19 protein-coding genes are annotated in these 23,336 nt (G+C 71.4%); 9 read left to right on the plus strand and 10 right to left on the minus strand.

Annotation, left to right across the window (positions count from 1 at the left end; all coding sequences use genetic code 11):
- From JOM49_RS19725 to JOM49_RS19735, 3 genes are read right to left on the minus strand one after another with little or no spacing between them, the layout of a single operon-like run.
- Positions 1 to 1,641: a thiamine pyrophosphate-binding protein gene (locus tag JOM49_RS19725; protein WP_209665746.1), complete on the minus strand. Its 1,641-nt coding sequence runs from the start codon at positions 1,639 to 1,641 to the stop codon at positions 1 to 3.
- Positions 1,638 to 2,591, minus strand: a complete 954-nt coding sequence (speB, locus tag JOM49_RS19730) for an agmatinase (protein ID WP_209665747.1) — start codon at positions 2,589 to 2,591, stop codon at positions 1,638 to 1,640. The genes JOM49_RS19725 and speB overlap by 4 nt, the downstream gene beginning before the upstream one ends.
- Complete coding sequence (locus JOM49_RS19735; RefSeq protein ID WP_209665748.1) at positions 2,588 to 4,039, minus strand: sodium:solute symporter family protein; 1,452 nt, start codon at positions 4,037 to 4,039, stop codon at positions 2,588 to 2,590. Before JOM49_RS19735 ends, speB begins: the two co-directional genes overlap by 4 nt.
- A 135-nt stretch (positions 4,040 to 4,174) precedes the next feature.
- Between JOM49_RS19735 and JOM49_RS19740 the strand changes: the two genes are divergently transcribed.
- The 5 genes from JOM49_RS19740 (at position 4,175) to JOM49_RS19760 (ending at position 10,279) form a co-directional block, all read left to right on the plus strand.
- On the plus strand, positions 4,175 to 5,638 hold the full coding sequence (locus JOM49_RS19740; protein ID WP_308158794.1) for a PucR family transcriptional regulator ligand-binding domain-containing protein: 1,464 nt from the start codon (positions 4,175 to 4,177) through the stop codon (positions 5,636 to 5,638).
- A gap of 52 nt (positions 5,639 to 5,690) precedes the next feature.
- Positions 5,691 to 6,362 (plus strand): response regulator transcription factor, encoded by a 672-nt coding sequence (locus JOM49_RS19745; protein WP_209665750.1) that lies wholly within the window; start codon positions 5,691 to 5,693, stop codon positions 6,360 to 6,362.
- Positions 6,359 to 7,525, plus strand: coding sequence for a HAMP domain-containing sensor histidine kinase (locus JOM49_RS19750; protein WP_308158795.1), 1,167 nt, complete (start codon positions 6,359 to 6,361; stop codon positions 7,523 to 7,525). The genes JOM49_RS19745 and JOM49_RS19750 overlap by 4 nt, the downstream gene beginning before the upstream one ends.
- The gene (locus tag JOM49_RS19755) at positions 7,522 to 8,556 is read left to right on the plus strand and encodes a winged helix DNA-binding domain-containing protein (protein ID WP_209665751.1); all 1,035 of its coding nucleotides are present in this window, start codon (positions 7,522 to 7,524) and stop codon (positions 8,554 to 8,556) included. The genes JOM49_RS19750 and JOM49_RS19755 overlap by 4 nt, the downstream gene beginning before the upstream one ends.
- 82 nt (positions 8,557 to 8,638) lie before the next feature.
- Positions 8,639 to 10,279, plus strand: coding sequence for a peroxidase family protein (locus JOM49_RS19760; RefSeq protein WP_209665752.1), 1,641 nt, complete (start codon positions 8,639 to 8,641; stop codon positions 10,277 to 10,279).
- 144 nt (positions 10,280 to 10,423) lie between these two features.
- Here the strand turns inward: JOM49_RS19760 and JOM49_RS19765 are convergent, their stop codons facing one another.
- The 5 genes from JOM49_RS19765 to JOM49_RS19785 all read right to left on the minus strand — a co-directional run bounded on the left by JOM49_RS19765 (position 10,424) and on the right by JOM49_RS19785 (position 17,605).
- Positions 10,424 to 12,532, minus strand: coding sequence for a 3-hydroxyacyl-CoA dehydrogenase NAD-binding domain-containing protein (locus JOM49_RS19765; protein ID WP_209665753.1), 2,109 nt, complete (start codon positions 12,530 to 12,532; stop codon positions 10,424 to 10,426).
- Complete coding sequence (locus tag JOM49_RS19770; protein WP_209671374.1) at positions 12,529 to 13,719, minus strand: thiolase family protein; 1,191 nt, start codon at positions 13,717 to 13,719, stop codon at positions 12,529 to 12,531. The genes JOM49_RS19765 and JOM49_RS19770 overlap by 4 nt, the downstream gene beginning before the upstream one ends.
- 139 nt (positions 13,720 to 13,858) lie before the next feature.
- Complete coding sequence (locus JOM49_RS19775; RefSeq protein ID WP_209665754.1) at positions 13,859 to 14,410, minus strand: DUF305 domain-containing protein; 552 nt, start codon at positions 14,408 to 14,410, stop codon at positions 13,859 to 13,861.
- Complete coding sequence (locus tag JOM49_RS19780) at positions 14,410 to 15,321, minus strand: lytic polysaccharide monooxygenase (protein ID WP_308158796.1); 912 nt, start codon at positions 15,319 to 15,321, stop codon at positions 14,410 to 14,412. Before JOM49_RS19780 ends, JOM49_RS19775 begins: the two co-directional genes overlap by 1 nt.
- 31 nt (positions 15,322 to 15,352) lie before the next feature.
- Positions 15,353 to 17,605: a glycosyl hydrolase family 18 protein gene (locus tag JOM49_RS19785; protein ID WP_209665755.1), complete on the minus strand. Its 2,253-nt coding sequence runs from the start codon at positions 17,603 to 17,605 to the stop codon at positions 15,353 to 15,355.
- Between the two features lie 134 nt (positions 17,606 to 17,739).
- Here JOM49_RS19785 and JOM49_RS19790 point away from each other — a divergent pair, with 134 nt between their 5' ends.
- Positions 17,740 to 18,420, plus strand: a complete 681-nt coding sequence (locus tag JOM49_RS19790) for a TetR/AcrR family transcriptional regulator (protein ID WP_209665756.1) — start codon at positions 17,740 to 17,742, stop codon at positions 18,418 to 18,420.
- Here JOM49_RS19790 and JOM49_RS19795 read toward each other — a convergent pair.
- On the minus strand, positions 18,417 to 19,688 hold the full coding sequence (locus JOM49_RS19795; protein WP_209665757.1) for a ribonuclease D: 1,272 nt from the start codon (positions 19,686 to 19,688) through the stop codon (positions 18,417 to 18,419). The genes JOM49_RS19790 and JOM49_RS19795 overlap by 4 nt on opposite strands.
- Positions 19,689 to 19,750: 62 nt before the next feature.
- Entirely contained in the window at positions 19,751 to 20,467 is a 717-nt protein-coding gene (locus tag JOM49_RS19800; protein WP_040406084.1) for a response regulator, read from the minus strand.
- Positions 20,468 to 21,103: 636 nt separating this feature from the next.
- Between JOM49_RS19800 and JOM49_RS19805 the strand changes: the two genes are divergently transcribed.
- Genes JOM49_RS19805 through JOM49_RS19815 form a run of 3 tightly spaced genes read left to right on the plus strand, consistent with a single transcriptional unit; the run spans position 21,104 to position 23,321 of the window.
- Positions 21,104 to 21,712: a DUF4178 domain-containing protein gene (locus JOM49_RS19805; protein WP_209665758.1), complete on the plus strand. Its 609-nt coding sequence runs from the start codon at positions 21,104 to 21,106 to the stop codon at positions 21,710 to 21,712.
- Positions 21,713 to 21,738: 26 nt separating this feature from the next.
- On the plus strand, positions 21,739 to 22,170 hold the full coding sequence (locus tag JOM49_RS19810) for a DUF4247 domain-containing protein (protein WP_209665759.1): 432 nt from the start codon (positions 21,739 to 21,741) through the stop codon (positions 22,168 to 22,170).
- Positions 22,167 to 23,321 (plus strand): hypothetical protein, encoded by a 1,155-nt coding sequence (locus JOM49_RS19815; protein WP_209665760.1) that lies wholly within the window; start codon positions 22,167 to 22,169, stop codon positions 23,319 to 23,321. Before JOM49_RS19810 ends, JOM49_RS19815 begins: the two co-directional genes overlap by 4 nt.
- Positions 23,322 to 23,336 lie beyond the last annotated feature (15 nt).

A 23,336-nucleotide genomic window follows, 5' to 3' on the forward strand; every position in this document is an offset into this window, starting at 1 on the left:
TCACTGGTCGAGGTGGGTGGGTTCGAACATGCGCAGCAGCGCCGGCAGCACGACCACGCTCGGGCCGGGGGTGGCCAGCGCGCTCGCCAGCTCGGCGCGCAGGCTGTCCACAGTGGACACCTGCGCCGGTACGCCGAACGACTTCGCCAGCGCGGCGAAGTCCGGCCGGGCCAGTTCGGTGGCGTGCGCCTGGCCGAAGGCGCCGGTCATGTACTCGCGGAGGATGCCGTACCCGCCATCATCGACGATGAGCCAGGTGACGTCCAGGCCGTGCTGGGCCGCGGTGGCCAGTTCGGCGATGCCGTACATCGCGCCGCCATCCCCGGAGACGGCCAGCGCCGGGCCACGCCGGGCCGCGGCCGCGCCGAGCGCGCCGGGCAGGCCGTACCCCAGCCCGCCGGCGCCCTGCGCGGTGTGGATCGGAGCGCCATCGGTGTTCCAGGCCGACCAGGCCCAGTACCCGAGCACGGTCATGTCCCAGAAGCTCGGCGTGCCTTCGGGCAGTGCCGCGCGGACCTCGGCGAGCACGCGCTGCTCGAGATCGAGCGACTGCCCGCCGATCCGGTCGCGGACCTTGCCCAGCAGTTCGGCGACCGCGGCCTCGGCCCGTCCGTCGGCTTCCCGTGACGGTGCCGCTTCGAGCAACGCGGTCAGCGCGAGCCGGACGTCGGCGTGGATGCCCAGCGCGGGGTGGTTGGACTCCAGCTTCCCGGCGTCCGCCTCGATCTGGATCACCCGCCCGCGTGGGCGGAACCGGTGGTAATTGCTGGTCAGCTCGCCGAGACCGGAGCCGAGCACGAGCAGCACGTCGGCGTCGGCCAGGAATTCGGTCGAATGCCAGTCCTCGAGCCAGGACTGCCCGGAGAGCGGGTGGTCCCAGGCGAAGGAACCCTTGCCGCCGAAGGAGGACAGCACCGGCGCACGGACGAGCTCCGCCAGTGCTCGCAACTCGGCCTGTGCACCGGAGCGGACCACGCCACCACCGGCGAGGATGACCGGGTTCTCCGCCGCTCCCAGCAGTCGTGCCGTTTCGTCGATCAGTTCTGGTAGCGGGGCCAGCGGTTTCGGGGTGGCGGTGACCGAGGTGATCGGCGGCAGCGAAGCCGGGGCGAGCAGCACGTCCTGCGGGATCTCCACCCACACCGGCCCGTACGGCACGGTGGCCGCCGACTCCCACGCCTCCCGCAACGCCGTCGGGATCTGGCTGGCCGTGCGCACCACGTGCGTCGACTTGACCACGTCACGGAAACTCGCGCGCTGGTCCGGCAATTCGTGCAGGTAGCCGTGCCGCCCGCCACCGAGCCCGGCTGTCGGTACCTGGCTGGAGATCCCGAGGACCGGTACCGACGACGAGCGGGATTCCTGCAACGAGGCCAAAGTCAGCAAGGCGCCCGGACCGGTGGAGACGATCACCGGGGTCACCGGGACCGGGCCGCCGGGGTCGGCGTCGAGCCGGGCCCGCGCGTGCCCGTCCGCGGCGAAGGCCAGGTTGTTCTCCACCCTGGCGCCGACGAGCCGCAGTTCCGGGCACCGCCGCAGGGCTTCGAACAGGCCCAGCGCGTGCTGGCCGGGCAGGCCGAACACGGTGTCCGCGCCGAGCGCCCGCAGCGTCTCGACGACCAGGTCACCGCCGATCCTCATGCGCCGGCCCCGAGCGCGAGCAGGCTGACCAGGTCGTAGGCCACGTGGGAGGCGGCGATGGCGGTGATCTCCGCGTGGTCGTAGGCCGGGGCCAGTTCCACCACGTCCCCGCCGATCAGGTTCAGCCCGCGCAGGCCGCGCACGATCTCCAGCAGTTCCCGGCTGGTCATGCCGCCCGCCTCCGGCGTGCCGGTGCCGGGCGCGTGCGCCGGGTCGAGCACGTCGATGTCGATGGAGACGTACAGCGGGCGGTCGCCGATGCGCTGGCGCAGCGCGTCCACGGTCTCGGCCACCCCCCGGCGCATCACGTCCCCGGAGGTCACGATGCCGAAGCCGAGGCGCCGGTCCTCTTCGAGGTCCCGCTTGCCGTACAGGGGACCGCGCGTGCCCACGTGCGACAGCGCGCTGGTGTCGAGGATGCCCTCCTCCGACGCCCGCCGGAACGGGGTGCCGTGGGTGTACGGCTCGCCGAAGTAGGTGTCCCAGGTGTCCAGGTGCGCGTCGAAGTGCAGCAGCGCCACCGGTCCGTGCTTCTTCGCCGCCGCGCGCAGCAGCGGGAGCGCGATGGTGTGGTCACCGCCGACGGTGACCAGCTTCGTGCCGTCCGCGGTGAGCGCTTCCGCTTCGTGCTGCAGGGTTTCGATGGCCTCGCCGATGTTGAACGGGTTGATCGCGATGTCCCCGGCGTCGACCACCTGCGCGGTGGCGAACGGGGAAACGTCCAGCTCCGGGTGGTACGGCCGGAGCAGGCGGCTGGCCTCGCGCAGCGCGGCCGGGCCGAAGCGCGCGCCCGGCCGGTAGGACACACCGGCGTCGAACGGCACCCCGACCACGGCGACATCGGCGCGGTCGACCTGGTCCGCCCGCGGCAGCCGGGCGAAGGTGGCGAACCCGGCGAACCTGGGTACCTTCGACGAGTCGACCGGCCCGAGCGGGGACTGCTGCGTCACTGCGTGAACTCCTTCTTTGCGTCAACGGTTCCGCGCCCGGCCAGCCGTTCGCTCCAGTGGCCGAGCACGGCGGGCGGTGTCGGCGGGGTGGCCAGGCTGACGACCACGTACACCAGCAGGCTGGTGCCCAGGCCCCAGTAGATCGGCGAGTTCGCGGCCATGCCGTCGACCACCATGAGCACGATCGCGGCCAGCGCGCCGACCGCCATCGAGGCGACCGCGCCCTGCCGCGTGCCGCGCTTCCAGGCCAGCCCGCCCAGGATCGCCACCAGCAGGCCGCCGACCAGGATGTTGTAGGCGATGGTCAGCGCGGCGACCACGTCGGTGACCACCATCGCGATGCCGATCGCGACCAGGCCGAGCACGAGCGTGGTGAGCCGGTTCCGGCTGACCTCCCCCTCTTCGGAGGACGGCGTCCGGCCCCGCAGCTTGCCCAGCAGGTCCGTGGTGCTCACCGTGGAGCAGGCGATCAGTGCGCCGCTGGCGGTCGACATCATCGCCGACAGCGCGGCGGCCAGCACCAGCCCGCGGACCCCGGCGGGCAGCAGGTCCTCCACGATCGTGGCGAAGGCGTCCTGCGCGCTGGCGAGCGAGGGGTGGAGCACCTTCGCCGCGGTCCCGATCAACGCGCCCGCGAGCCCGTAGACCAGGCAGTACACCCCGGAGCCGATGCCGCCGCCGGTCGCCACCCGCGGGGTGCGGGCGGTGAACACCCGCTGCCAGATGTCCTGGCCGATCAGCAGGCCGAACCCGTAGGTCAGCACGTAGGTGATGATCGAGCCGGTGCCGATGCTGGTGAAGTCGAAGAAGCTGGCGTCGAGGCGCTCGCCCATGCCGTCGAACCCGCCCGCCGCGCTGATCGAGACCGGCAGCAGGATCAGCAGGATGCCGATGGTCTTGATGACGAACTGCGCGATGTCGGTGAGCGTGATCGACCACATGCCGCCGAGCACCGAGTAGAGGACCACGATCGCGCCGCCGATGCCGATGCCCACCCATTCCGGGATGTCGAGGAGCACCTTGAACACGGTGGCGAAGGCGAGGGTGGAGGTGACCGTGAGCATCAGCGTGTACGCCCACATCACGATGCCGGAGATGGTCGAGGTGGACCGGCCGCCGTAGCGCAGGTCGAGCATCTCGCTGACGGTGTAGACACGCAGCTTCACCAGTCGCCGCGCGAACAGCGCGTGCAGCACGAGGATGCCCAGCCCGATCGAGACCACCAGCCAGGCGCCGGAGATGCCCCAGGTGTAGCCGAGCGCGACGCCGCCGACGGTGGACGCGCCGCCGAGCACCACGGCCGACATCGTGCCGGAGTACATGAACCAGCCGAGCCTGCGCCCGGCGACCAGGTAGTCGCTCTTGGTCCGGGCCAGCCGGAGGCCGTACCACCCGATGCCGAGCATGCCGGCGATGTAGAGCGCGATCACCACGTAGTCCGCGATCACGGGTACCTCCTTGGACTGGGGCGTGTCCGGGACACCGTAGGGCTGGATTCCGGTCGCTTGACCGGGATGATCTGTCCCAATCTGGCGTACTGTCTGGCCACTATGTCCAGGAACTCGGAAACCATCGGCACTCCGGTGAACATTCCGTTACAGGCGGTCGTCGGCAACTCGGAGCTGTCCGTGGAGGCGGTCCGCGAGACGCTGCGGCCGGGCGCGCTCGACCTGCCGGTCCGCTGGGCGCACGTGTGCGAGCTGCGCGACCCCTCGCCGTACCTGCTGGGGGAGGAGCTGCTGCTCACCGCGGGTGTCAACCTGCCCGCCGAACAGTCCGAAGTGGACCGGTACGTGCGCGGGCTGCGGGCCGCGGGCATCACCGCGCTCGGGTTCGGCATCACGCCGCCGCTGCACGAGGAACTGCCCGGAACCCTGCGCCGCGCCTGCGCCCGCGCGGGGTTGCCGCTGCTGGTGATCGGGGTGCGCACGCCGTTCATCGCGGTGAACCGCGTGGTCGCGGTGGCGCTGGCCGAGGCGACCCAGCGCGAGCAGCGGCGGATCACCCAGGCGCGGGAAGCGCTCACCAGGGCGGCCGCCGGTGGGCTCGCCGAACTGGCGCGCGGGCTGGCCAAGCACGTCTCCGGCTGGGTCGCGCTGGTCGGGCAGAAGGACGCGCTGGCCGCGGAACACGGGGTCCCGGTGCCGTTCCCGCCGGAACTGGGCGAGCTGTTCGCCCGGCTGCGCGGCGGGTCCGGTATCCGCAGCGCCACCACGGAACTGCCCGACGGCACCTTCGTGGTGGCGCAGCCGGTCTACCCGCAGGCCACCGCGGCGCACCTGGTGGTGGTCGGCAGGCGCGCGCGGTTCGACGGGACCGACCGGGCGATCGTGGCGGTCGGGGCGGCGTTGTTCGGCCTCGCCAGCCGCGCCGGTTCGGACACCGCCGGGCTCGGTGGCGCGGTCACCGCGCTGGTGCTCGCCGAGCGCACGCCCGCGGCACCACTGGAAGACCTGCTGGGCGGCGGTGAGTACCGCGTGGTCGCGGGCACGGCCCACGGCGCCGGTCCCGGCGACGTCGCGGCCGGGTACGACTGGCTGCGCACCCGCCTCGACACCCCGCTGGTCGAGCTGAAGCCGGGGCCGCGGTTCACCGCGGTGGTCCGGAACCCGCCGGACGCCCGTGCCAGGGAGGAACTGCTCGCCGCGGGCTGGCTGGTCGTGGTCAGCGCGCCCCACCCCGCCGAGCGCCTGCCCGACACCGCCGCCGAACTGGCCGCGCTGGAGCAGCGCGCGCTGGTGCTCGGCCGTCCGGTGCTGGCCGAGGGCGATGGCCTGGCCGCACTCGTCCCGCCGGGGCACGCCGCCGACTACGCCGAGCGCACGCTCGCCCCGCTCCGCGCCCTCGGCGACGACAGCCTGCTGGACACCCTGCGCACCTGGCTGGCGCACCACGGCGGCTGGGACCGGACCGCCTCCACGCTGGGCGTGCACCGCAACAGCGTCCGGCACCGGATCGGCCGGGTGGAGCGGGTGCTCGGCGTCGACCTCGCGGATCCGGAGACGCGGATGGAGCTGTGGTTCGCCCTGCGGTGGGCCGGGCACTGAACGCCCCGTGTCCGATCAGGTCACTCTCAGGAACGTGTGGGATTGTGGATCCGTGCGGATTCTGGTAGTCGAAGACGAAGAACCCCTGGCCGAGGCCATCGCCAGAGGCCTGCGGCGTGAGGGCATGGCGGTGGACGTCGCCTTCACCGGGGACGAGGGCCACGAGAAGTCCACCATCACCCGGTACGACGTGGTGCTGCTCGACCGGGACCTGCCCGGCATGTCCGGTGACGAACTGTGCAAGGAGATCGTCGAGTCCGGTGAGCTGACCAGGGTGCTGATGCTGACCGCCAGCGGCACGGTGGAGGACCGGGTGGCCGGGCTGTCCCTCGGGGCCGACGACTACCTGGCCAAGCCGTTCGCCTTCCCGGAACTGGTCGCCAGGGTCCGGGCGCTGGGCCGCCGCGCCACCCCGGCCGCGCCCCCGCTGCTGGTCGCCGGGGACGTCCGGCTCGACCCGGCCAAGCGCACGGTCAGCCGCGCCGGCGGGCCGGTGGAGCTGACCCGCAAGGAGTTCGGCGTGCTGGAGGTGCTGCTCGCCGCCGGGGGCTCGGTGGTCAGCAGCGAGGAACTGCTGGAGCGGGTCTGGGACGAGAACGCCGACCCGTTCACCACGACCGTGCGGGTCACGGTGATGACCCTGCGCAAGAAGCTGGGCGAACCCGGGATCATCGAGACCGTGGTGGGTTCCGGCTACCGGGTCCCCGGTGCCGGTCACGGGTGAACCGGCGAGGCCGGCTGATCCCGGCGTGGAGTCTGCGCGCCCGGATCACGCTGTTGTCGACCGCGCTGGCCGCCGGGGTCAGCGTGGTCCTGCTCTACCTGGCCTGGTCGCTGGTCGGGGATTCGGTGGCGGCGGTGCCGCAGATGCCGCCCGGCAGCAAGGTCCGCGTCGACGGGGTGGACGTCGACGCCTCCGTGCTGGCCGCGCACCTGCGTGAGCACGCGCGCGAAAAGGTGCTGATCGCCGGGGCGGTGGCGTTCTGCTGCGTGGTCGCGGCGACGGCCGTGCTCTCGTGGACGCTCACCTCGCGGGTGCTGCGCCCCCTGCGGGAGATGACCGGCACCGCGCGGCGGCTGTCGATCGAGTCGATGGGGGAGCGGATCGGCGGCCGAGGTGCCCGGGGAGCCCGCGACGAACTCGGTGAGCTCGGCGCGACCCTGGACGCGATGCTCGACCGGCTGCAGACCGCGTTCGACACGCAACGCCGGTTCGTCGCCAACGCCAGCCACGAACTGCGGACCCCGCTGGCGGTGATTCGCACCGAACTGGACGTGACGCTGGCCGATGACCACGCCGACGAGGCCGAGCTGCGCCGCATGGCCGGGGTGGTCCGCGACGCCACCGAGCGCGCCGAGCAGCTGGTGAGCTCGCTGCTGCTGCTCGCCCGCACGGACGGCGCCGGGGTCGGCCCGACCGAGCCGGTGGACCTGGCCGCGGTGGTCGGCAGCGCGTGGAACGCGGTGTACCGGGAGGCCGAGCGGCGGCAGCTGCGCACCGACTTCCAGCTGGTGCCGTCGTACTCCATCGGGGATCCGGCGCTGCTGGAGCGGATCGCCGGGAACCTGCTGGAGAACGCGGTGCGGCACAACGTCGACGGCGGCTGGATCGAGGCGGTGACCCAGCCGGGGCAGCGGTGGACCACCCTGCGCGTGCGGTCCTCGGGCGGGCTGGTCGATCCGGCGACGGTGGCGGAGCTGTTCGAGCCGTTCCGCCGCGAAGGCGTGGCGCGCACGGCACGGACCGGCGCCGGGCTGGGACTGTCGATCGTGCGGGCGGCGGTGCAGGCGCACGGCGGGGCGGTCTCGGCGGAACCCGTGGTGGGCGGCGGGCTTTCGGTGACCGTGCACCTTCCGGCGCTGAACCGCGTCGGGGTGCCCACGTGACCGAGGTGCCGCTCGCGCGGGCGCACGCGCAGGGGCTCGCCGGTGCGCGGGCCGGGAGTGTGGTCGAGGTCGTGCGCAAGGTGGTCGCGTTGCAGGCGCAGGACATCCGGGCCAACCGGCTGGGTGTGCGCGTCCGATCCGCAGGGTTGACCGCCGCGGACGTGGACGCCGCCTGCGCCTCGGGTGCGGTGGTCCGGACCTGGGCGATGCGCGGCACGCTGCACATGCTGGCCGCCGAGGACGCGGGCTGGATCGTCGGACTGCTCGGGCCGCGGTTCGCCGCGGCGACCAGGCCGAGGCGGCGTCAGCTCGGGCTCGACGAGGAGATCACCTCGCGCGGGGTGGCCGCGCTGGAGTCGATCCTGGCCGGGAAGTCGTTGCCGCGCAAGGAGATCGGCGCCGCGCTGGCGGAGCACGGAGTGGTGCTGGACCCGAAGTCGCAGGCGCCCGCGCACCTGATCGGCTTCACGGCGATGACCGGGGTGGTCTGCCGCGGCGCCGATGTCGGTGACGAACCGACTTACGCGCTTTTCCGGGATTGGGTCGGTCCTTTTCGGACATTGCCGGAAGAAGAAGCGCTGGCGCGGCTGGCGTCCCGTTATCTGTCCGCTTACGCACCGGCGACCGCCGAGGATTTCGCGGCCTGGTCCGGGCTGACCCTCCGTCAGGCGCGCGCCGGATTCGCCGCAGCTGGTCCGGCTGAGGCCACTGCGCCGGTGTCGGGTGAATTGTCGGTGCGCCTGCTCGGCCATTTCGACACGTATTTGCTCGGGTACCGGAGTCGTGAACTCGCCGTCGCGCCCGAATTCGATCGCCGGATCCAGGCGGGTGGCGGGTTCATCATGCCGGCCGTGCTGGTGAACGGCCGGGTCGCCGGAACCTGGCGCCAGGAAAGGAAAAAGCACGGCATCGAGGTGCGCGTCGACCCGTTCGGCCCGCTCGGCGAGGATGTGCTTTCCGGTATCCGGGCCGAGGTGGATGATCTCGGGCGCTTTCTCGATCACGAAGCCGTCTTCCGTTCAGTGGACTGATTCGCCCGGTCGGCGGTGGTACGCTCGGTGACATCGGCATTGGGGAGATGTCGAATTCGTCAATCCGAGGGGGATTGAAGATATGCACCGTCATTCACGGGAAAGCTATTACGTGGTCGGCGAAGGTGATCTTTCCTTCGACGCCGAACGCAATCCGATGAGCAGCCGCCCGTCCGCCCGTTCCGAGTTGCGGCGGTTCCGCTTCTCCCGGCTCGGGCCGGTGGGGGAGCCGGTGGATCCGGCGCTGCAGCAGGAACTGGCCGCGGCGATGACGGTCGAGCAGGACACCGCCGGGGAGACCGCGCTGGAGCCGGTGCCCGCCGGGTTCACCTACCTCGGCCAGTTCGTCGACCACGACCTCACCCTCGACCGCACCGCGGTGGACCTCGGTGAGGACGTTTCGCTGGAGGACCTGATCGCCGGGCGCTCACCGGCGCTGGACCTCGACGCGCTGTACGGCCGCGGCCCGGCGCGCGACCCCCACCTCTACACCGACGGCGTGCACCTGAAGGTAGGCACCACCGCCGCCGTGCCGCTGGAGGGGGCGAACAACAACCGCACCGGCTTCGACCTGCCGCGCAAGGGCACCGGCGAGACCAAGGCGGAGGAGCGTGCGGCGGTCATCCCGGACGCGCGCAACGACGAGAACCTGGCCGTGGCGCAGACGCACCTGGCGTTCGTCCACTTCCACAACCGGGTGGCGGACGTGCTGGCCACCGATGGCGTGCCCACCCCGCAGTTGTTCGACCGGACCAGGGCCGAGGTCGTCAAGCACTACCAGTGGCTGCTGCGCACCGACTACCTGCCGCGCATCGCCGACCCGGCCGTGGTGGGGGAGGTGTTCACCAGCGGGCGGAAGTTCTTCGAGCCCGCCCCGGACGCGCACGACGCGGCGACCATGCCGATCGAGTTCTCGGTGGCGGCGTTCCGGCTCGGGCACAGCATGGCGCGCGCGACGTACCAGTGGAACCGGTTCTTCCGGGCCGGTGCGAACGCCGGGATCGCCACCATGCTGCAGTTGTTCATCTTCAGCGGTACCTCGGGCACGTTGTCGCCGACCGGGAACCCGGCCGACCTCGACGACCCGAACGCGGGCACCTTCCTGCGCCTGCCGACCAACTGGATCGTCGACTGGCGGCGGCTGCACGACTTCCCCGGTGCCGGCCGGCCGGACCTCGGAGTGCCGGAGGGCGAGGGAAACCTGGCGCGGCGGATCGACACGCTGCTCACCAACCCGCTCGCCACGCTGCCCGCCGGTACCTTCGCCGGACGCGGGCAGGGCCTGGCGCCGGACGACATCCAGCGGAACCTGGCCTACCGCAACCTGATCCGGGCGAACATGGTCAAACTGGCTTCCGGGCAGCAGATGGCGGGCCTGTTCGGCGTGAAGGAACTGACCAGGGACGAACTGCTGACCGGGGACGGCCAGGGCGCCGACCTGAGCGCCCTGAGCGAGGAGCACCGGGAGGCGCTGGCCGCGCGGACGCCGCTGTGGTTCTACATCCTGCGCGAAGCCGAGGTGAACGGCGGCAAACTGGGCGCGGTCGGGGCGAGGATCGTCGCGGAGGTGTTCAGCCGCAGCATGGACGCCGCCCGCCACTCGATCCTGCGGGAACCCGACTGGCGCCCGCGCTTCGGCACGGACGGCCGCTTCGGCATGGCGGACCTCCTGCTGTTCGCCTTCAACGGCGACCCGGCCAAACTCAACCCGTTGGGCGACTGACCATGCCGTGAATGTGGCTTTCACGGCCGATTCCGCCGTGAAAGCCACATTCACGGCACCCCCCCCAGTGCCCCAACGTGCAACTCGCCGGAGTCCGGCCTGCTACGCGACGTCGTATGGCGCCGCGTAGGCAGGCCGGAGAACCTACGCCGAGGGCACCGAAGCGACACCTGGGGCCAGGAACGGCTTCCCGTTGACCTTCTCCGAGACCCCGCTCCGGTCCAGGTACGGCGTGATGCCGCCGAGCCAGAACGGCCAGCCCGCACCGAGGATCAGGCACAGGTCGATGTCCTGCGCCTCGGCGACCACGCCCTCGTCGAGCATGATCCGCACCTCCTCGGCCAGCACCGTCAGCGCCCGCTCCCGCAGCTGCTCCTCGGTGGACGGGCGGTCGCCCTGCTCCCACAGTGCGGCGACCTCGGGATCGACCGTGGCGTTGCCCTTGTCGTCCCACTGCCACACCGCGGACTTGCGTGCCTCGACGAACTTCGCCAGGTTCTGGCTCACGCCGAACCGGTCCGGGAACGCCGCGTGCATGGTCTCCGCCACGTGCAGCGCCACCGGCGGCCCGACCAGCTGCAGCAGGGTCAGCGGCGACATCGGCAGCCCCAGCGGGTCCAGCGCGCGGTCGGCCACCTCGAACGGCGTGCCCTCGTCCACCGCGGCCAGCACCTCGCCGAGGAACCGGGTGAGCAGCCGGTTCACCACGAACGCCGGCGCGTCCGAGACCAGCACGCTCGACTTCTTCAGCTGCTTGCCGACCGCGAACGCGGTGGCCAGCGAAGCGTCGTCGGTCTTCTCGCCGCGCACGATCTCCAGCAGCGGCAGCACCGCGACCGGGTTGAAGAAGTGGAAGCCCACCACCCGCTCCGGGTGCGCCAGCTTCGACGCCATCTCGGTGATCGACAGCGACGAGGTGTTCGTCGCCAGGATCGCCTCGGGCTTCACGTGCGCCTCGACCTCGGCGAACACCTGCTGCTTCACGCCCAGCTCTTCGAACACCGCCTCGATGACGAAGTCCGCGTCGGCGAAGGCGGCCTTGTCGAGCGAGCCGGACACCAGCGCCTTGAGCCGGTTGGCCGCGTCTGGCGAAAGCCGCTTCTTGGCCAGCAGCTTGTCGATCTCGCCGTGCACGTAGCCGACGCCCTTGTCCACGCGCTCCTGGTCGATGTCGGTGAGCACCACCGGCACCTTGAGCCGCCGCACGAACAGCAGCGCCAGCTGGCTGGCCATCAGGCCAGCGCCGACGATGCCGACCTTGTTCACCGGCCGCGCCAGCGACCGGTCCGGCGCCCCGGCCGGGCGCTTGGCCCGCTTGTTGACCAGGTTGAACGAGTACAGCCCGGCCCGCAGCGTGTCGGTCATCAGCACGTCGGCCAGCGCCTCGGTCTCCGCCGCGTACCCGCGGTCGAGATCGTTGGCCCGCGCCAGTTCCAGCAGTTCCACGGCCTTCGAAGCGCCCGGTGACGCGCCCTTCGTCTTGCCGTCCACAATGGACTTGGCACGCGCGACCGCCTTGTCCCACTCCTCGCCGCGGTCGATCTCGCGGCGCGCCGGGGTCACCTCACCGCGCACCACCTTCGCCAGCCACAGCAGCGACTGCTCCAGGTAGTCCGCCGAGCCGAAGACCTCGTCCACGATGCCCAGCTGCGCGGCCTGCGCCGGCTTGAGCATCTTGTTCTGGCTCAGCGCGTTCTCGATGGTGACGGTGACCGCCGCGTCCGGCCCGATCAGGTTCGGCAGCAGCTGCGTGCCGCCCCAGCCGGGGAACAGCCCGAGGAAGACCTCGGGGAAGGCGATCGCCGCGGTGTTCTCCGACAGCGTGCGGTAGTGGCACGAAAGCGCCAGTTCGAGCCCGCCGCCCATGACCGCGCCGTTGACGAAGGCGAAGGTCGGGATCTTCGTCTCGGTGAGCCGCCGGAACACGTCGTGCCCGGTCTGCGCGATCTGCAGCGCCAGGTCCCGCCCGGCGATCTGCTCCACCCCGGACAGGTCCGCGCCGACGGCGAAGATGAACGGCTTGCCGGTCACCGCGATCGCCACCGGCTCGGCCGCGAAGGCCTCGTCGATCGCCGAGTTCAGGCTGACCAGGCTCTGCGGGCCGAAGGTGGACGGCCGGGTGTGGTCGTGGCCGTTGTCGATGGTGATCAGCGCGACCCGGCCGTCCAGCCCGGGCACGGTGATCAGCCGGGTGACCGCGCGGGTCACCACCTCGTCGGGGAAGGCGGCCTTCGCCTCTGCTGCGGAAATCACTTGTTCCCCTCCCAAGCCGGGTTCTCCCAGATGACCGTGCCGCCCATGCCGATGCCGATGCACATGGTGGTCAGGCCGTACCGCACGTCCGGGCGCTCGGCGAACTGCCGCGAGAGCTGCGTCATCAGCCGGACCCCGGAAGAGGCCAGCGGGTGCCCGCAGGCGATCGCGCCGCCCCACTGGTTGACCCGCGGGTCGTCCTCGCTGATGCCGAAGTGGTCCAGGAAGGCCAGCACCTGCACGGCGAAGGCCTCGTTGATCTCGAACAGGCCGATGTCGTCGATGGACAGGCCGGTGCGGGCGAAGACCTTCTCCGTCGCCGGGACCGGGCCGATGCCCATCACCTCGGGCTCGACACCGGCGAAGGAGTAGCTGACCAGCCGCATGCCGACCGGCAGGCCCAGCTCGGTGGCCACGTCCTCGGCGGCCAGGATGGCGCCGGTGGCGCCGTCGTTCAGCCCGGCCGCGTTGCCCGCGGTGACCCGGCCGTGCGGCCGGAACGGGGTCTTCAACCCGGCGAGCTGCTCGACCGTGGTGCCAGGGCGCGGCGGCTCGTCGTCGGTGGCCAGGCCCCAGCCCAGCTCGGCGTGGCGGGTGGCGACCGGCACCAGCTCGGGGCCGATCTTGCCCGACTTCACCGCGTCGGCGTAGCGCTCCTGGCTGCGCGCGGCGTAGGCGTCGGTGCGCTGCTTGGTGATCTCCGGGAACCGGTCGTGCACGTTCTCCGCGGTCTGGCCCATCACCAGCGCGGTCGGGTCGACCAGCTTGTCGGCGATGATGCGCGGGTTCGGGTCCACGCCCTCGCCCATCGGGTGGCGGCCCATGTGCTCGACGCCACCGGCGATGGCGATGTCGTAGGCGCCGAACCCGATGCCGCTGGCGGTGGTGGTGACCGCGGTCATCGCCCCGGCGCACATGCGGTCGATGGCGAAGCCGGGCACCGACTTCGGCAGCCCGGCCAGCAGGGCCGCGGTGCGGCCGATGGTCAGCCCCTGGTCACCGGTCTGCGTGGTGGCCGCGACGGCGACCTCGTCCACCCGCTCCGGCGGCAGTTCCGGGTGCCGCCGCAGCAGTTCCCTGATGACCTTGACCACCAGGTCGTCGGCGCGGGTACCCGCGTAGATGCCCTTGTCGCCTGCTTTGCCGAACGGTGTGCGCACCCCCTCGACGAAAGCCACATTGCGCACTGCTCGTGCTGACACGGGTGCTCCTCACTCGGTTCGGGTACTGGGATACCCGCGACCATAGCGCTGGTTACCCGTGGGTAACCAGCGCTGTGGTCCGGTCGAGTGGCGGAGACCACGCAAGCGGGCTTCCGAGGCCGCTTCAGCCGAGCATGCCGAGCATCTGCTCGATCTGCGCGGTGCGGGAGCGGTCGATGCGCCCGGCGAGCTCCTTGGTCGCCGGGTCCTGCCCGGTGAGCGCCTCCTGGCGGGCCAGCTGGGTGGCGTCGTCCTGGTGGGCGATCATCAGGTTCAGGAACCGCCGGTCGAACTCGGCTCCGGTGGCCTGCTCCAGCGCGCCCAGCTCGGCGGGGGCCGTGCTGGGCCGCTCCTCGTGCTCGTGGTGGGCGTCCGGCGGCGGGGTGGCCGGTTGCCGCCAGTCGTTCAGCTGCTTCGACATCGTTTCGATCTCGGCGATCTGCGTCGCCTCGATCGCCCCGCCGAGCAGCCGCACCTCCTCTCGATCCGACCGCTCCGCCAGCACCGCGATCCGCACCCCTTCCTCGTGGTGCGGCACCATCGACTGCAGGAACTCGATGTCCGCGGCGTTGTACGGAGTCGGCTCACCCGGTGCGGGTTCGGTCGCACCGGACGGGCTGCACGCGCTCAGCAGGACGAGCGCGAATGCGGCGAGGGTCCCGCGGGCGGACCGCATCACACCGGCAGCCACAGCGCCGGCACGACCGGGGGTTCCCAGCCCGTGATGGCGGTGTGGGCCTGGCGGCACTGGTAGGTCACGCCGTCGAAGGTGACCTGGTCGCCGACGCGGTAGGTGGTGCCCGCCGCCCAGGTCCCACCCGGCTGCTCCGGCTGTTCGGGCTGCTGGGGTTCCTCGGGTTGCTCCGGCTGCGGGGTTTCCGGCTGTTCGGGCTCCACCGGCACTTCCGGCTCGGGCTCGGGCTCGGGCTCCGGTTCGGGTGCCGGGGTGCTCGTGCCGCCGCCGAAGTCCACATCGGAACAGGTGTAGAACGCTTCCGCGCTGCCCTGGACCCGTTGCCAGATCGAATAGAGGATGTGCCGGCCGCTGCGCTGCGGCAGGGTCACCGTCCAGTCGGTGAACGTGGTGGGGTTCTGGTTCTCGAAGGATTCCAGGGGCACCAGGTCGGCCCACCGCAGCGGCTGGTCGGGGCTCCAGCCGTCGCGGGTCACGTAGAACTCGAAGTTGCTGTTCGCGTGTGGCGCGGTCGCGTGGTAGGTCACGGTCAGCGGTCCCGGCGCGACGGAGGTGGCGGGCCAGTCCGCGCGCGGAAGGTCCAGACCACGGTACTTCGCCCGCCCGGCACTGCAGAGCTTGCCGTCGGGCACGACCTCCTGGTGCCGTCCGCCCGCGTCGAGCAGCGACACCTCGTTCCAGTCGTAGAAGGGCTGCGTGCCGCCCGCGGCCACGGCGGCCTTGCAGGCGCCCGATTTCGGCGTCTCCGGGCCCTCTTCCTTGCACGTGTAGACCCGGCTCGGCGGGTTCGACAGCGTGCCGTGCGCGCTGGCCGGGGTGGACGGCAGCGCGATCATCAGGGTGGCGGCCGCCGCGCCCGCGAGGGACGCGGCGGCGGTGCGTCTACTGTTCACAGTCCTTTCTACGAAGCATTTTCACGTTGGTTCACTTGAGCCCGTTGTCCGTGGCGGACATCAACACCCCGGTGTCACCCGACATCTCCCAGATCATCGCGCCCAGCAGGCCCTTGCTCTTGATCCACGCGGTCTTCTTCCCGATCGCCCACGCGTCGTCGAAGGTCCACCACTGCCCGCCGTTGCCGGTGAAGCAGGAGGTGGCCACCGCGGCCTCGTCGTGGTGCACCGTGCAGTTCGGCACGCTCGCCAGCAGGTTCGAATACCCGCGTGTCCCGGCTTCTTCAGCGAACTGGCCCGGTGCGGCGCCGTTCGCCGCCTGCCACTCACCGGCCTTGCCACCGTCGGTCACGCCCTGCCAGCCACGGCCGTAGAACGCCAGCCCGACGGTCAGCTTGCGCGGGCTCACCCCGGCGTCGAGGTACGGCTTGACCGCGTTCTCCACGCTGAAGTGGAAGTTGTACGGGTCGTCGGCGTCGGCGTAGAGGTTGCCCTGGTGCCCGGTCCGGTTCGGCTCCCACGAGTTGTCGCTGCCCGCGCCGTGGAAGTCGTAGCCCTGCACGTTGAAGATGTCCAGCGAGTTGGCCACCGGCGCCAGTTCCCAGCCCGCGTCGATCTTCGCCGGGTCGGCCGGGGTGAACGCGGTCAGCTGGTACCGCTTGCCCTGCGGTGCCCCGAGTTCGTCGAGCTGCTTGCGGAACTCGTGGATCAGCAGGGTGTTGTTGACCTTGTCCGCCGGGCTGACGTGGTTGCCCGCGTGCCCTTCCGCGCCGGGCCACTCCCAGTCGAGGTCGATGCCGTCGAAGATGCCCGCCGCCGTGCCCGGCCCGCCCGCGCCGTTGTAGACGGGCAGATTGCCCTTGAGGTAGATGTCCAGGCAGGAGCTGACGAACTTCTTGCGCGAGGCTTCGGTCGCGGCCACGTCGGAGAAGTACTTCGAATACGTCCAGCCGCCGAGCGAGATGAGCACCTTCAGGTTCGGGTGCTTCGCCTTGAGCTTCTTGAGCTGGTTGTAGTTGCCGCGCAACTTCTCCCAGCCGGTGTCGGCCACGCCGTCGACGGACTGCCCCGCCGACATCGGCCGTCCGTAGTCCGCTTCGGCGTCACCGGCGCCGTCGCCCTGGTTCGGGTCCTGCGGGTTCGGCGTGGTGCCCTTCGTGACGCCCTGCAGGCAGGTCAGGTTCACCGGGTCGATGTTGCCGAAGGCGTAGTTGAGGTGGGTCAGCTTCGCCGCCGCGCCGTTGGTGTCGAGGTTGCGCACGAAGAACTGGCGGCCGTAGATGCCCCACTGCACGAAGTAGCCGATCTTCGCGTAACCGCCGACGATGTCCCCGGTCTTCGCGGTGACGGTGTTGCTCGCCGCCGAGGTGTTGTCGTAGCCGTCGCGGGCGCGGACGGTGAAGCTGTACGAAGTGGACGGTGAGAGCCCGCTGATCTTCGCGCTGGTGGTGGTCACGGTCGCGGCGAGGGCGGTGCCGCGGTAGACGTCGTAGGCGGCGACGCCGGTGTTGTCGCTGCTGGCCGTCCACGCCAGGGAAACGCTGCCCGCGTCGGCACCGGTCGCCTTCAGCCCGCCCGGGGCGCTGGGGGCCTGGGTGTCGTCGGCGGGATTGTTCGTCCGCACGGCGAGCGGCGCGGACGCGGGGGAGGCCAGCCCGGCGGTGTCCTTGGCGATCACCGTGAACGAGTAGTCGGTGTTCGGGGTCAGGCCGGTGATCGTCGCCGTGGTCCCGGTGACGGTGGCGGCTTTGGTGCTCCCGTTGAGCACGTCGTAGCCGGCGACCGGCAGGGAACCGGGGGCCGAGGCGGACCACGACAGCGTCACCGTCTTGGTGGTCTTCACCGTCGCCTGGACGCCGCCGGGTGCCGATGGCGGCGTGTCGGGTGAGCCGTCGCAGTTGGCGTTGGCGATCCGGCACGCGGCCGGGGTCGCCGCCGCGCTGAGCCGGAACGCCGGGTTGTACGGGTAGGTGGACTTCCCCGGCTGCAGGGTGCCGATGTAGTGGGCCGGGGTGAGCGTGACCTCGGTGCCGTTCTGGGTGACCGTGGCGTGCTCACCGCTGGTCGCGGTGACGCCGGCGGGCAGCCGGAAGCTGATGGTCCAGCCGGAGACCGCGGCCGTGCCGGTGTTGGTCACCTGGTACTGGCCGGTGGTGCCGGTGAGGCTGAACGCCGCGGTGAGCGGGCCCGCGGCGGCCGCGGGTCTGCCCAGTGCCGCGGAGACGGTGATCGCGAGGAGGAAGGAGAGGAGTGCGCTGAGCAACCGGCGTGGGGTGTGCCGCATGGCCTGATCCTTTGCGCGAGGACGGGATAGTGGTCCAGACCATTCCACGCTAGCGGGCGGCGGGTGATAGGTATAGACCATTGTTCAACTGGGTCGATCCAGCCCACCCGCGCCGCACCTGGCACCATTCCAGCGTGCGGAATTCGGGTGGAGTGGGCAGGCCGCGGGCCAGCGGCGAGTCGGCGAGCAGGCACGACGCCCGCGAGGCGGTGCTCGACGCCGCCGCGGAGCTGTTCACCACCACCGGCTACACCGCCACGACCACCCGCGCGATCGCGGAACTCGCCGGGCTGCGCCAGGCCTCGATCTACTACCACTTCCCGGCGAAGGAGGACCTGCTCGCCGCGTTGCTCGCCGAGACGGTCGACCCGTCGCTGGCGGTGGCCAGGGAACTGCTGGGCGAGCTGGCCCCGGCCGAGGTCCGGCTGTGGGCGCTGAGCTACTCCGACATCCGCACGCTCGGCCTGGCCCGGCACAACCTCGGCGTGCTGTGCCTGCTGCCCGAGGTCAAGGCGCTGAACCTGGCCGAGTTCCGGACCGCGCGCGCCGAGCTGAAGCACTGCTACCGCGCGCTGATCGCCGAAGCGGGCGCGGAACCGCGGTCATTGGGCATCTGCACCAGCCTGGCGTTCGGCCTGGTGGAAAGCATCGCCACGGCCCGCCGCGACGATCCGGGCCTGGACGTGGAAGCCCACGCCCGCCACGGCGCCGACGCCGTGCTCCGGCTCGCGGGCCTGCCCGGCGCGAGCGGCTCGGTCCGGGCGGCCGGTCTCGACCTGCTCCGGGCCGCCGCCCTCGAGTGCTCCCGGGTCTAATCCTCGGTCTTGTTCTCGGCTTTGTTCTCCGCCTTGGCCGTGAGCGCCTTGGCCAGCGCGGGCGCGGTCAGCTCGATCTGCCACGGCCGGGCCCCGGCGGCACCGAGCACCTCGGCGACCCCGTTCTCGTCGCGGTTCTCCGGCGGACGCCAGCAGGTGCGGCGGACCAGCTCCGGCAGCAGCAGGTTCTCCACCGGCAGCCGGTGGTGCTCGGCCAGCGCGGTGAGCGCGGCCCTGGCGGCGGACAGCCGCGCGGCGGCGTCCGGGTCCTTGTCGGCCCAGCGGTTCGGCGGCGGCGGGCCGTCCGTCGGCTGGGCGGGCAGCGGCAGCTCCTGCCGGGGCAGCGAGCGCGCGATCTGCAGCGGCCGCAGCCAGGTCGAGGCGAACTTGCGCTGGACGCGGCCGCTGAACACCGGCAGCGCCTGCAGTTCGGCGGTGGTCTTCGGGTCGGCGAGCACGGCGCTGACGATCGCGCTGTCCGGCAGCACCCGGCTGGGCGCGCGGTCGCGCTTGCGCGCCATCTCGTCGCGGATCTGCCAGAACTCCCGGACCGCGGCCAGGCCACGCGGGGAGCGGATCTTGTGGATGCCGGACACGCGGCGCCACGGCTCGGCCCGCGGGGCGGGCGGAGGAGCGGTGCGCACCGCTTCGAACTCCTGCCGGGCCCAGTCGAGCTTGCCCTGCGCCTCCAGCTCGGCTTCGAGCTTCTCACGCAGCGGGATCAGCAGTTCCACGTCGAGCGCGGCGTAGTTCAGCCAGTCGACGGGAAGCGGGCGGCGGGACCAGTCGGCCGCGCTGTGGCCCTTCTCGAGCTGGTAGCCGAGCAGTTTCTCGACCAGGGTGCCGAGCGCGACGCGGTCGTACCCGGCCAGCCGCCCGGCCAGCTCGGTGTCGAACAGCGTCGTCGGCCGCAGGTCCAGCTCGGCGAGGCAGGGGAGGTCCTGGGAAGCCGCGTGCAGCACCCATTCGGCGCCGTTGAGCACGTCGGCGAGCGGCCCCAGCTGCCCGCTGAGCGGGATGGGGTCGATCAGGAAGGAGCCCACGCCCTCCCGGCGCAACTGCACCAGGTAGGCCTTGGGCCAGTAGCGGTAACCGGAGGCCCGCTCGGTGTCCACCGCGATGGCGCCCTCGCCATCGGCGATCCGGGCGCAGGCGTGCGCCAGCGCCTCGGGGTCGGCGATGACCTCGGGGGTACCTTCGGCCGGTTCCGTCAGCGGGATCGGGGCCGGTGAATCGGGCGTCACGCCGTCTTGATCAGCGATATCCACTCCATGACCCTACGGTAAGGGCCGACCGCGCCTGGTCGGCCCTTACCGTGGCAGAGCCCTGACTAGCGGATGACGCCCGCGCGCATGGCCAGTGCGACCATCTGCGCCCGGTCACCGGTGCCGAGCTTGCGGCCGATCCGCGACAGGTGGGATTTCACCGTGAGCGCGGAGAGGCTGAGCTCCTCACCGATTTCCTTGTTGGACTGGCCGTCGGCCACGAGTTGCAGCACCTCCACCTCACGAGCGGAAAGCTCGCGCGGGGTGTTGTCGGTGCCGGCGACCCTCGTGCCGGTGGCCAGGACCGGAGCGACGCTCGGGTCGGCGTAAACGCCGCCCTCGAGCACCCTGCGCACGCCGTCGGTGACAACCACCGGCGACGCGGACTTGAGCAGGTATGCCTGAGCGCCCGCCTGGAACGCCGAACGAACCGCGTACGGGTCGTCCGAGGACGCGAGCACGACAACGCGAGGCCAGCCATGGCTACGGAGCTCCGTAACCAGCTCGATGCCACTGCCATCGGGCAGGCCGAGATCGAGGATCGCGAGGTCGCACGGCCCGGTGGCCGTCGCCCTTGCCCTCGCCTCGGCCACCGTGGCGGCCTCGTGAACCGTGCCCGCACCCATCTGTGCGAGTCTTGCTGCGATTGCCTCCCTCAACAACGGGTGGTCATCGACCACCAGTACGGAAAAAAGTTCTTCCCGCGGGTGCGGAACCATGCTCGCCGGCAAAGCACCGGCTGGCGTGGAACGGACGGCCTGAGATAAGCCGACGGCAGCCACGTCACTACCTCCCTGGAGTCGGTCGTGCCCCCCGACCGGCACCGGGACTTTCGGCCAATCAGCCGCGCCAGCTTTAGACCGAAAGTGGTGTCGTCGAAGGCACTCTAGCCGCCCGAGAGGGTCAGTGGGGGGATCGAACGGGTACGGATCTGGATCGAGTCGTCACTCCGTGACGTTGCAGTCACACGATCGGGGCAGTAATGCGTAACTGGCTAACGGATCTGTGGAGACCGGCGATGAACAGAGATTGCTGCCACCCGGATGGGCGTGCATTCGCTACGTGCATCCGCAGAGGAACACTCTGACGCGTACTCGCGTGGCGCCGCTACGGCCGGTCGGGGGAGCCGTGCGGCCGGATGCCGAGGCCTACCGCGAGTGTGAGTTGACCGCCGAACAAGCGCCTAAAACCGGATTAACCGGACATAACGCTCGTATCGTGATTTCGCAGTGTGACGGATCGGGGCTCCGCGCGGGCCCGCGCGGACGGCGGTCCGGGCCTTCCGCCATCCGCCGAGTCCCACTCCGGGCAAACCGCCCACATGGCGCCCGGCGGCTGGTTAAAGTGTGCGCGGTCCGCCGGGCGGACACGGGGACGGATCCACTCGCGATCGCCCGGCGTTAGGGGGGTTCACTCGAATGATCGACGTCGTTGTGGTGGTGCTGCTCGTCCTGGTGCTGGTGGCGCTGGTCGTGGTCGGCGTGCTGCTGGCCCGCCGCAGCCGGAAGGCACCGGCGGAACCGGCCGCGGGCACCGATCCCTTCGGCTCCGCCGACGTGGACGCGGTCCGCGGCGACCCGCGCACCCTCGGCCCCGGCGCGATCGCCGAGATCCGCGGTGAGTCCTTCGCCGTGCGCGGCACGCTGCGGCTGAGCGAGGACGGCTGGTCGTGGGCCGAGCACCTGGTGGAGAACCCGGCGGGCAAGCGGTTCTGGCTGTCCGTCGAAGAGGACCCGGACCTGGAACTGGTGCTGTTCTCCACGCTGACCGACGTGGCGGTGACCCCGGGGAAGACCATCGACCTGGACGGCCGGACCTACCGCCACCAGGAGTCGGGCACGGCCGCGTACACCGCCGAGGGCACCACCGGGCTCGACGCCCAGGGAACGGTCCACTACCAGGACTACGCCGCCGGTGACGACGCCCGGCTCTCGCTGGAGTCCTACGGCGACGGCGGCAAGTGGGAGGTCAGCCGCGGCGAGGTGCTGTCGCGGTACGAGGTGCGGATCTACCCGGCCGGGAACTGACCGGACGGACTGGGGAAGAGGAAGACGTGAAATACCGGCTGTGGTTCGTGCTGGGCGGGATACTGGCGGTGATCGCGCTGATCATCGCGGTGAACCTGCTGTTCTTCGGCGGGACGAGCGTGGCGAACTTCGTGGACAACGAGTTCGACCGCGACACCTCGCAGGACTTCGACGACGACGTGCGCTCCTACACCTCGGCGGAGAAGCCGAGCGCGGTGTCCACGCTGATCGTCACCGACTGGAAGCCGCTGGCGCAGTCGGCCGACAACTCGGGCATCTACCTGCGGTACTCCTCGGACGCGGTGGTGATCACCCCGCGGGGCACCGGCTCGACCATCCAGGTGATGGACGCCGAGCGGGCCTACCGCCGCTACGGCGGGCACACCAGCGGGTCGTGGGGCTGGACCTCCACCCACGGCGGTGACTTCCGCGGCCGCGGACCGGGGGCGGGCAAATGAGCGAGGAGAAGAAGGAAGGCAAGCCGGGCTGCGTCTGGTTCGTGGTCGCGCTGGTCTTGGTGGCCGCGGTGTGGGCCGGGATCAGCGAACTCGGCAGCGCGTCGCCGCCGGGGCCGGGGGAGTTCCACAACGCGGACACCACCGCGTACTCGAGCACCACCCGGTACGACGGCGGGCTGCTGCCCACCTTCTCCCCGGACGCGGCGCAGGAGCTGACCACCGGCTTGGCCGAACTGGAGAAGGCGTACGGCGTCTGCTTCGGGTACAGCCTGGAGGACGGCTCGACGAAGAAGTCCCAGGTCGGGTCGAGCCGGGGGCCGGGGGTGCCGGCGAACACCTGCCCGCGGTGGCTGGAAACGCGGGTCGCGGTCGGCTACACCAGCGACAGCAGCGAGTCGCTGGACGCGGTGGGCGTGCAGGTCGAGGGCTCGCCGGACTTCCGGCGCTCGACCTTCCCCCGCCAGGAGGACTTCGCGCGGCTCGGCGTGAACGCGCCGAGCCTGGTCGAGGACCCGGTCGGCGGCACCGGGCACGCGGCGCTCGGGCTGCCACTGCTGATGATCGAATCGGGTGGCCTGGAGGCGGTGCCGACCCCGCCACCGGCGGACCGCCCGGTGCCGAAGCCGCTCGGCCGGGCGGGTAGTTCGGACTTCCCGCTGAGCACCACGTTGACGTTGTCGGGTCTCGGTGCCGGGATTCTGCTCTGCGTCGTGCTGGGTTTCTGGATGAGGGCACGGGCCAAGAAGAAGGACGCGCCTTCGCCGACCGGACCGCAGACACCCGCCCCCGGCCACCCCCAACCCGGCGCCGGATTCCCGCAGCAGCCCGGACAGTCGCCGCAGCCTGGGCAGTCGCAGTATCCGCCGCAGCAGCCTGGACAGGCGCCGCAGCAGCAGACCGGGCCGTCGCAGTATCCGCCGCAGCAGAGCGGCGGGTTTCCGCAACAGCCTGGCCAGGCACCTCAGTCCGGGCAGGCGCAGCATCCAGCGCAGCAAGGCGGGCCGCCTCAGCGCAGCGGCGGGTTTCCGCAGCAGCCCGGGCAAACGCCGCCGTGGCCGCAGCAGGGCGGGCCGCAGTATCCGCGGCAGCTGTGGCCTGGGCAGCAGCAGCCGCCGTATCCGCCGCACCAGCCGCCGCCCGCCGGTCGCTGAGCCACCCACCCCCCA

The sequence above is a fragment of the Amycolatopsis magusensis genome (assembly GCF_017875555.1).
GTDB lineage: Bacteria > Actinomycetota > Actinomycetes > Mycobacteriales > Pseudonocardiaceae > Amycolatopsis > Amycolatopsis magusensis.

Excerpts from the sequence above, each read along its gene's own strand:
- JOM49_RS19725 (WP_209665746.1), bottom strand. The coding sequence starts at position 1,641 with ATGAGGATCGGCGGTGACCTGGTCGTCGAGACGCTGCGGGCGCTCGGC.
- JOM49_RS19760 (WP_209665752.1), top strand. The coding sequence starts at position 8,639 with ATGCACCGTCATTCACGGGAAAGCTATTACGTGGTCGGCGAAGGTGAT.
- JOM49_RS19775 (WP_209665754.1), bottom strand. The coding sequence starts at position 14,410 with ATGCGGTCCGCCCGCGGGACCCTCGCCGCATTCGCGCTCGTCCTGCTG.
- JOM49_RS19785 (WP_209665755.1), bottom strand. The coding sequence starts at position 17,605 with ATGCGGCACACCCCACGCCGGTTGCTCAGCGCACTCCTCTCCTTCCTC.
- JOM49_RS19805 (WP_209665758.1), top strand. The coding sequence starts at position 21,104 with ATGATCGACGTCGTTGTGGTGGTGCTGCTCGTCCTGGTGCTGGTGGCG.
- JOM49_RS19815 (WP_209665760.1), top strand. The coding sequence starts at position 22,167 with ATGAGCGAGGAGAAGAAGGAAGGCAAGCCGGGCTGCGTCTGGTTCGTG.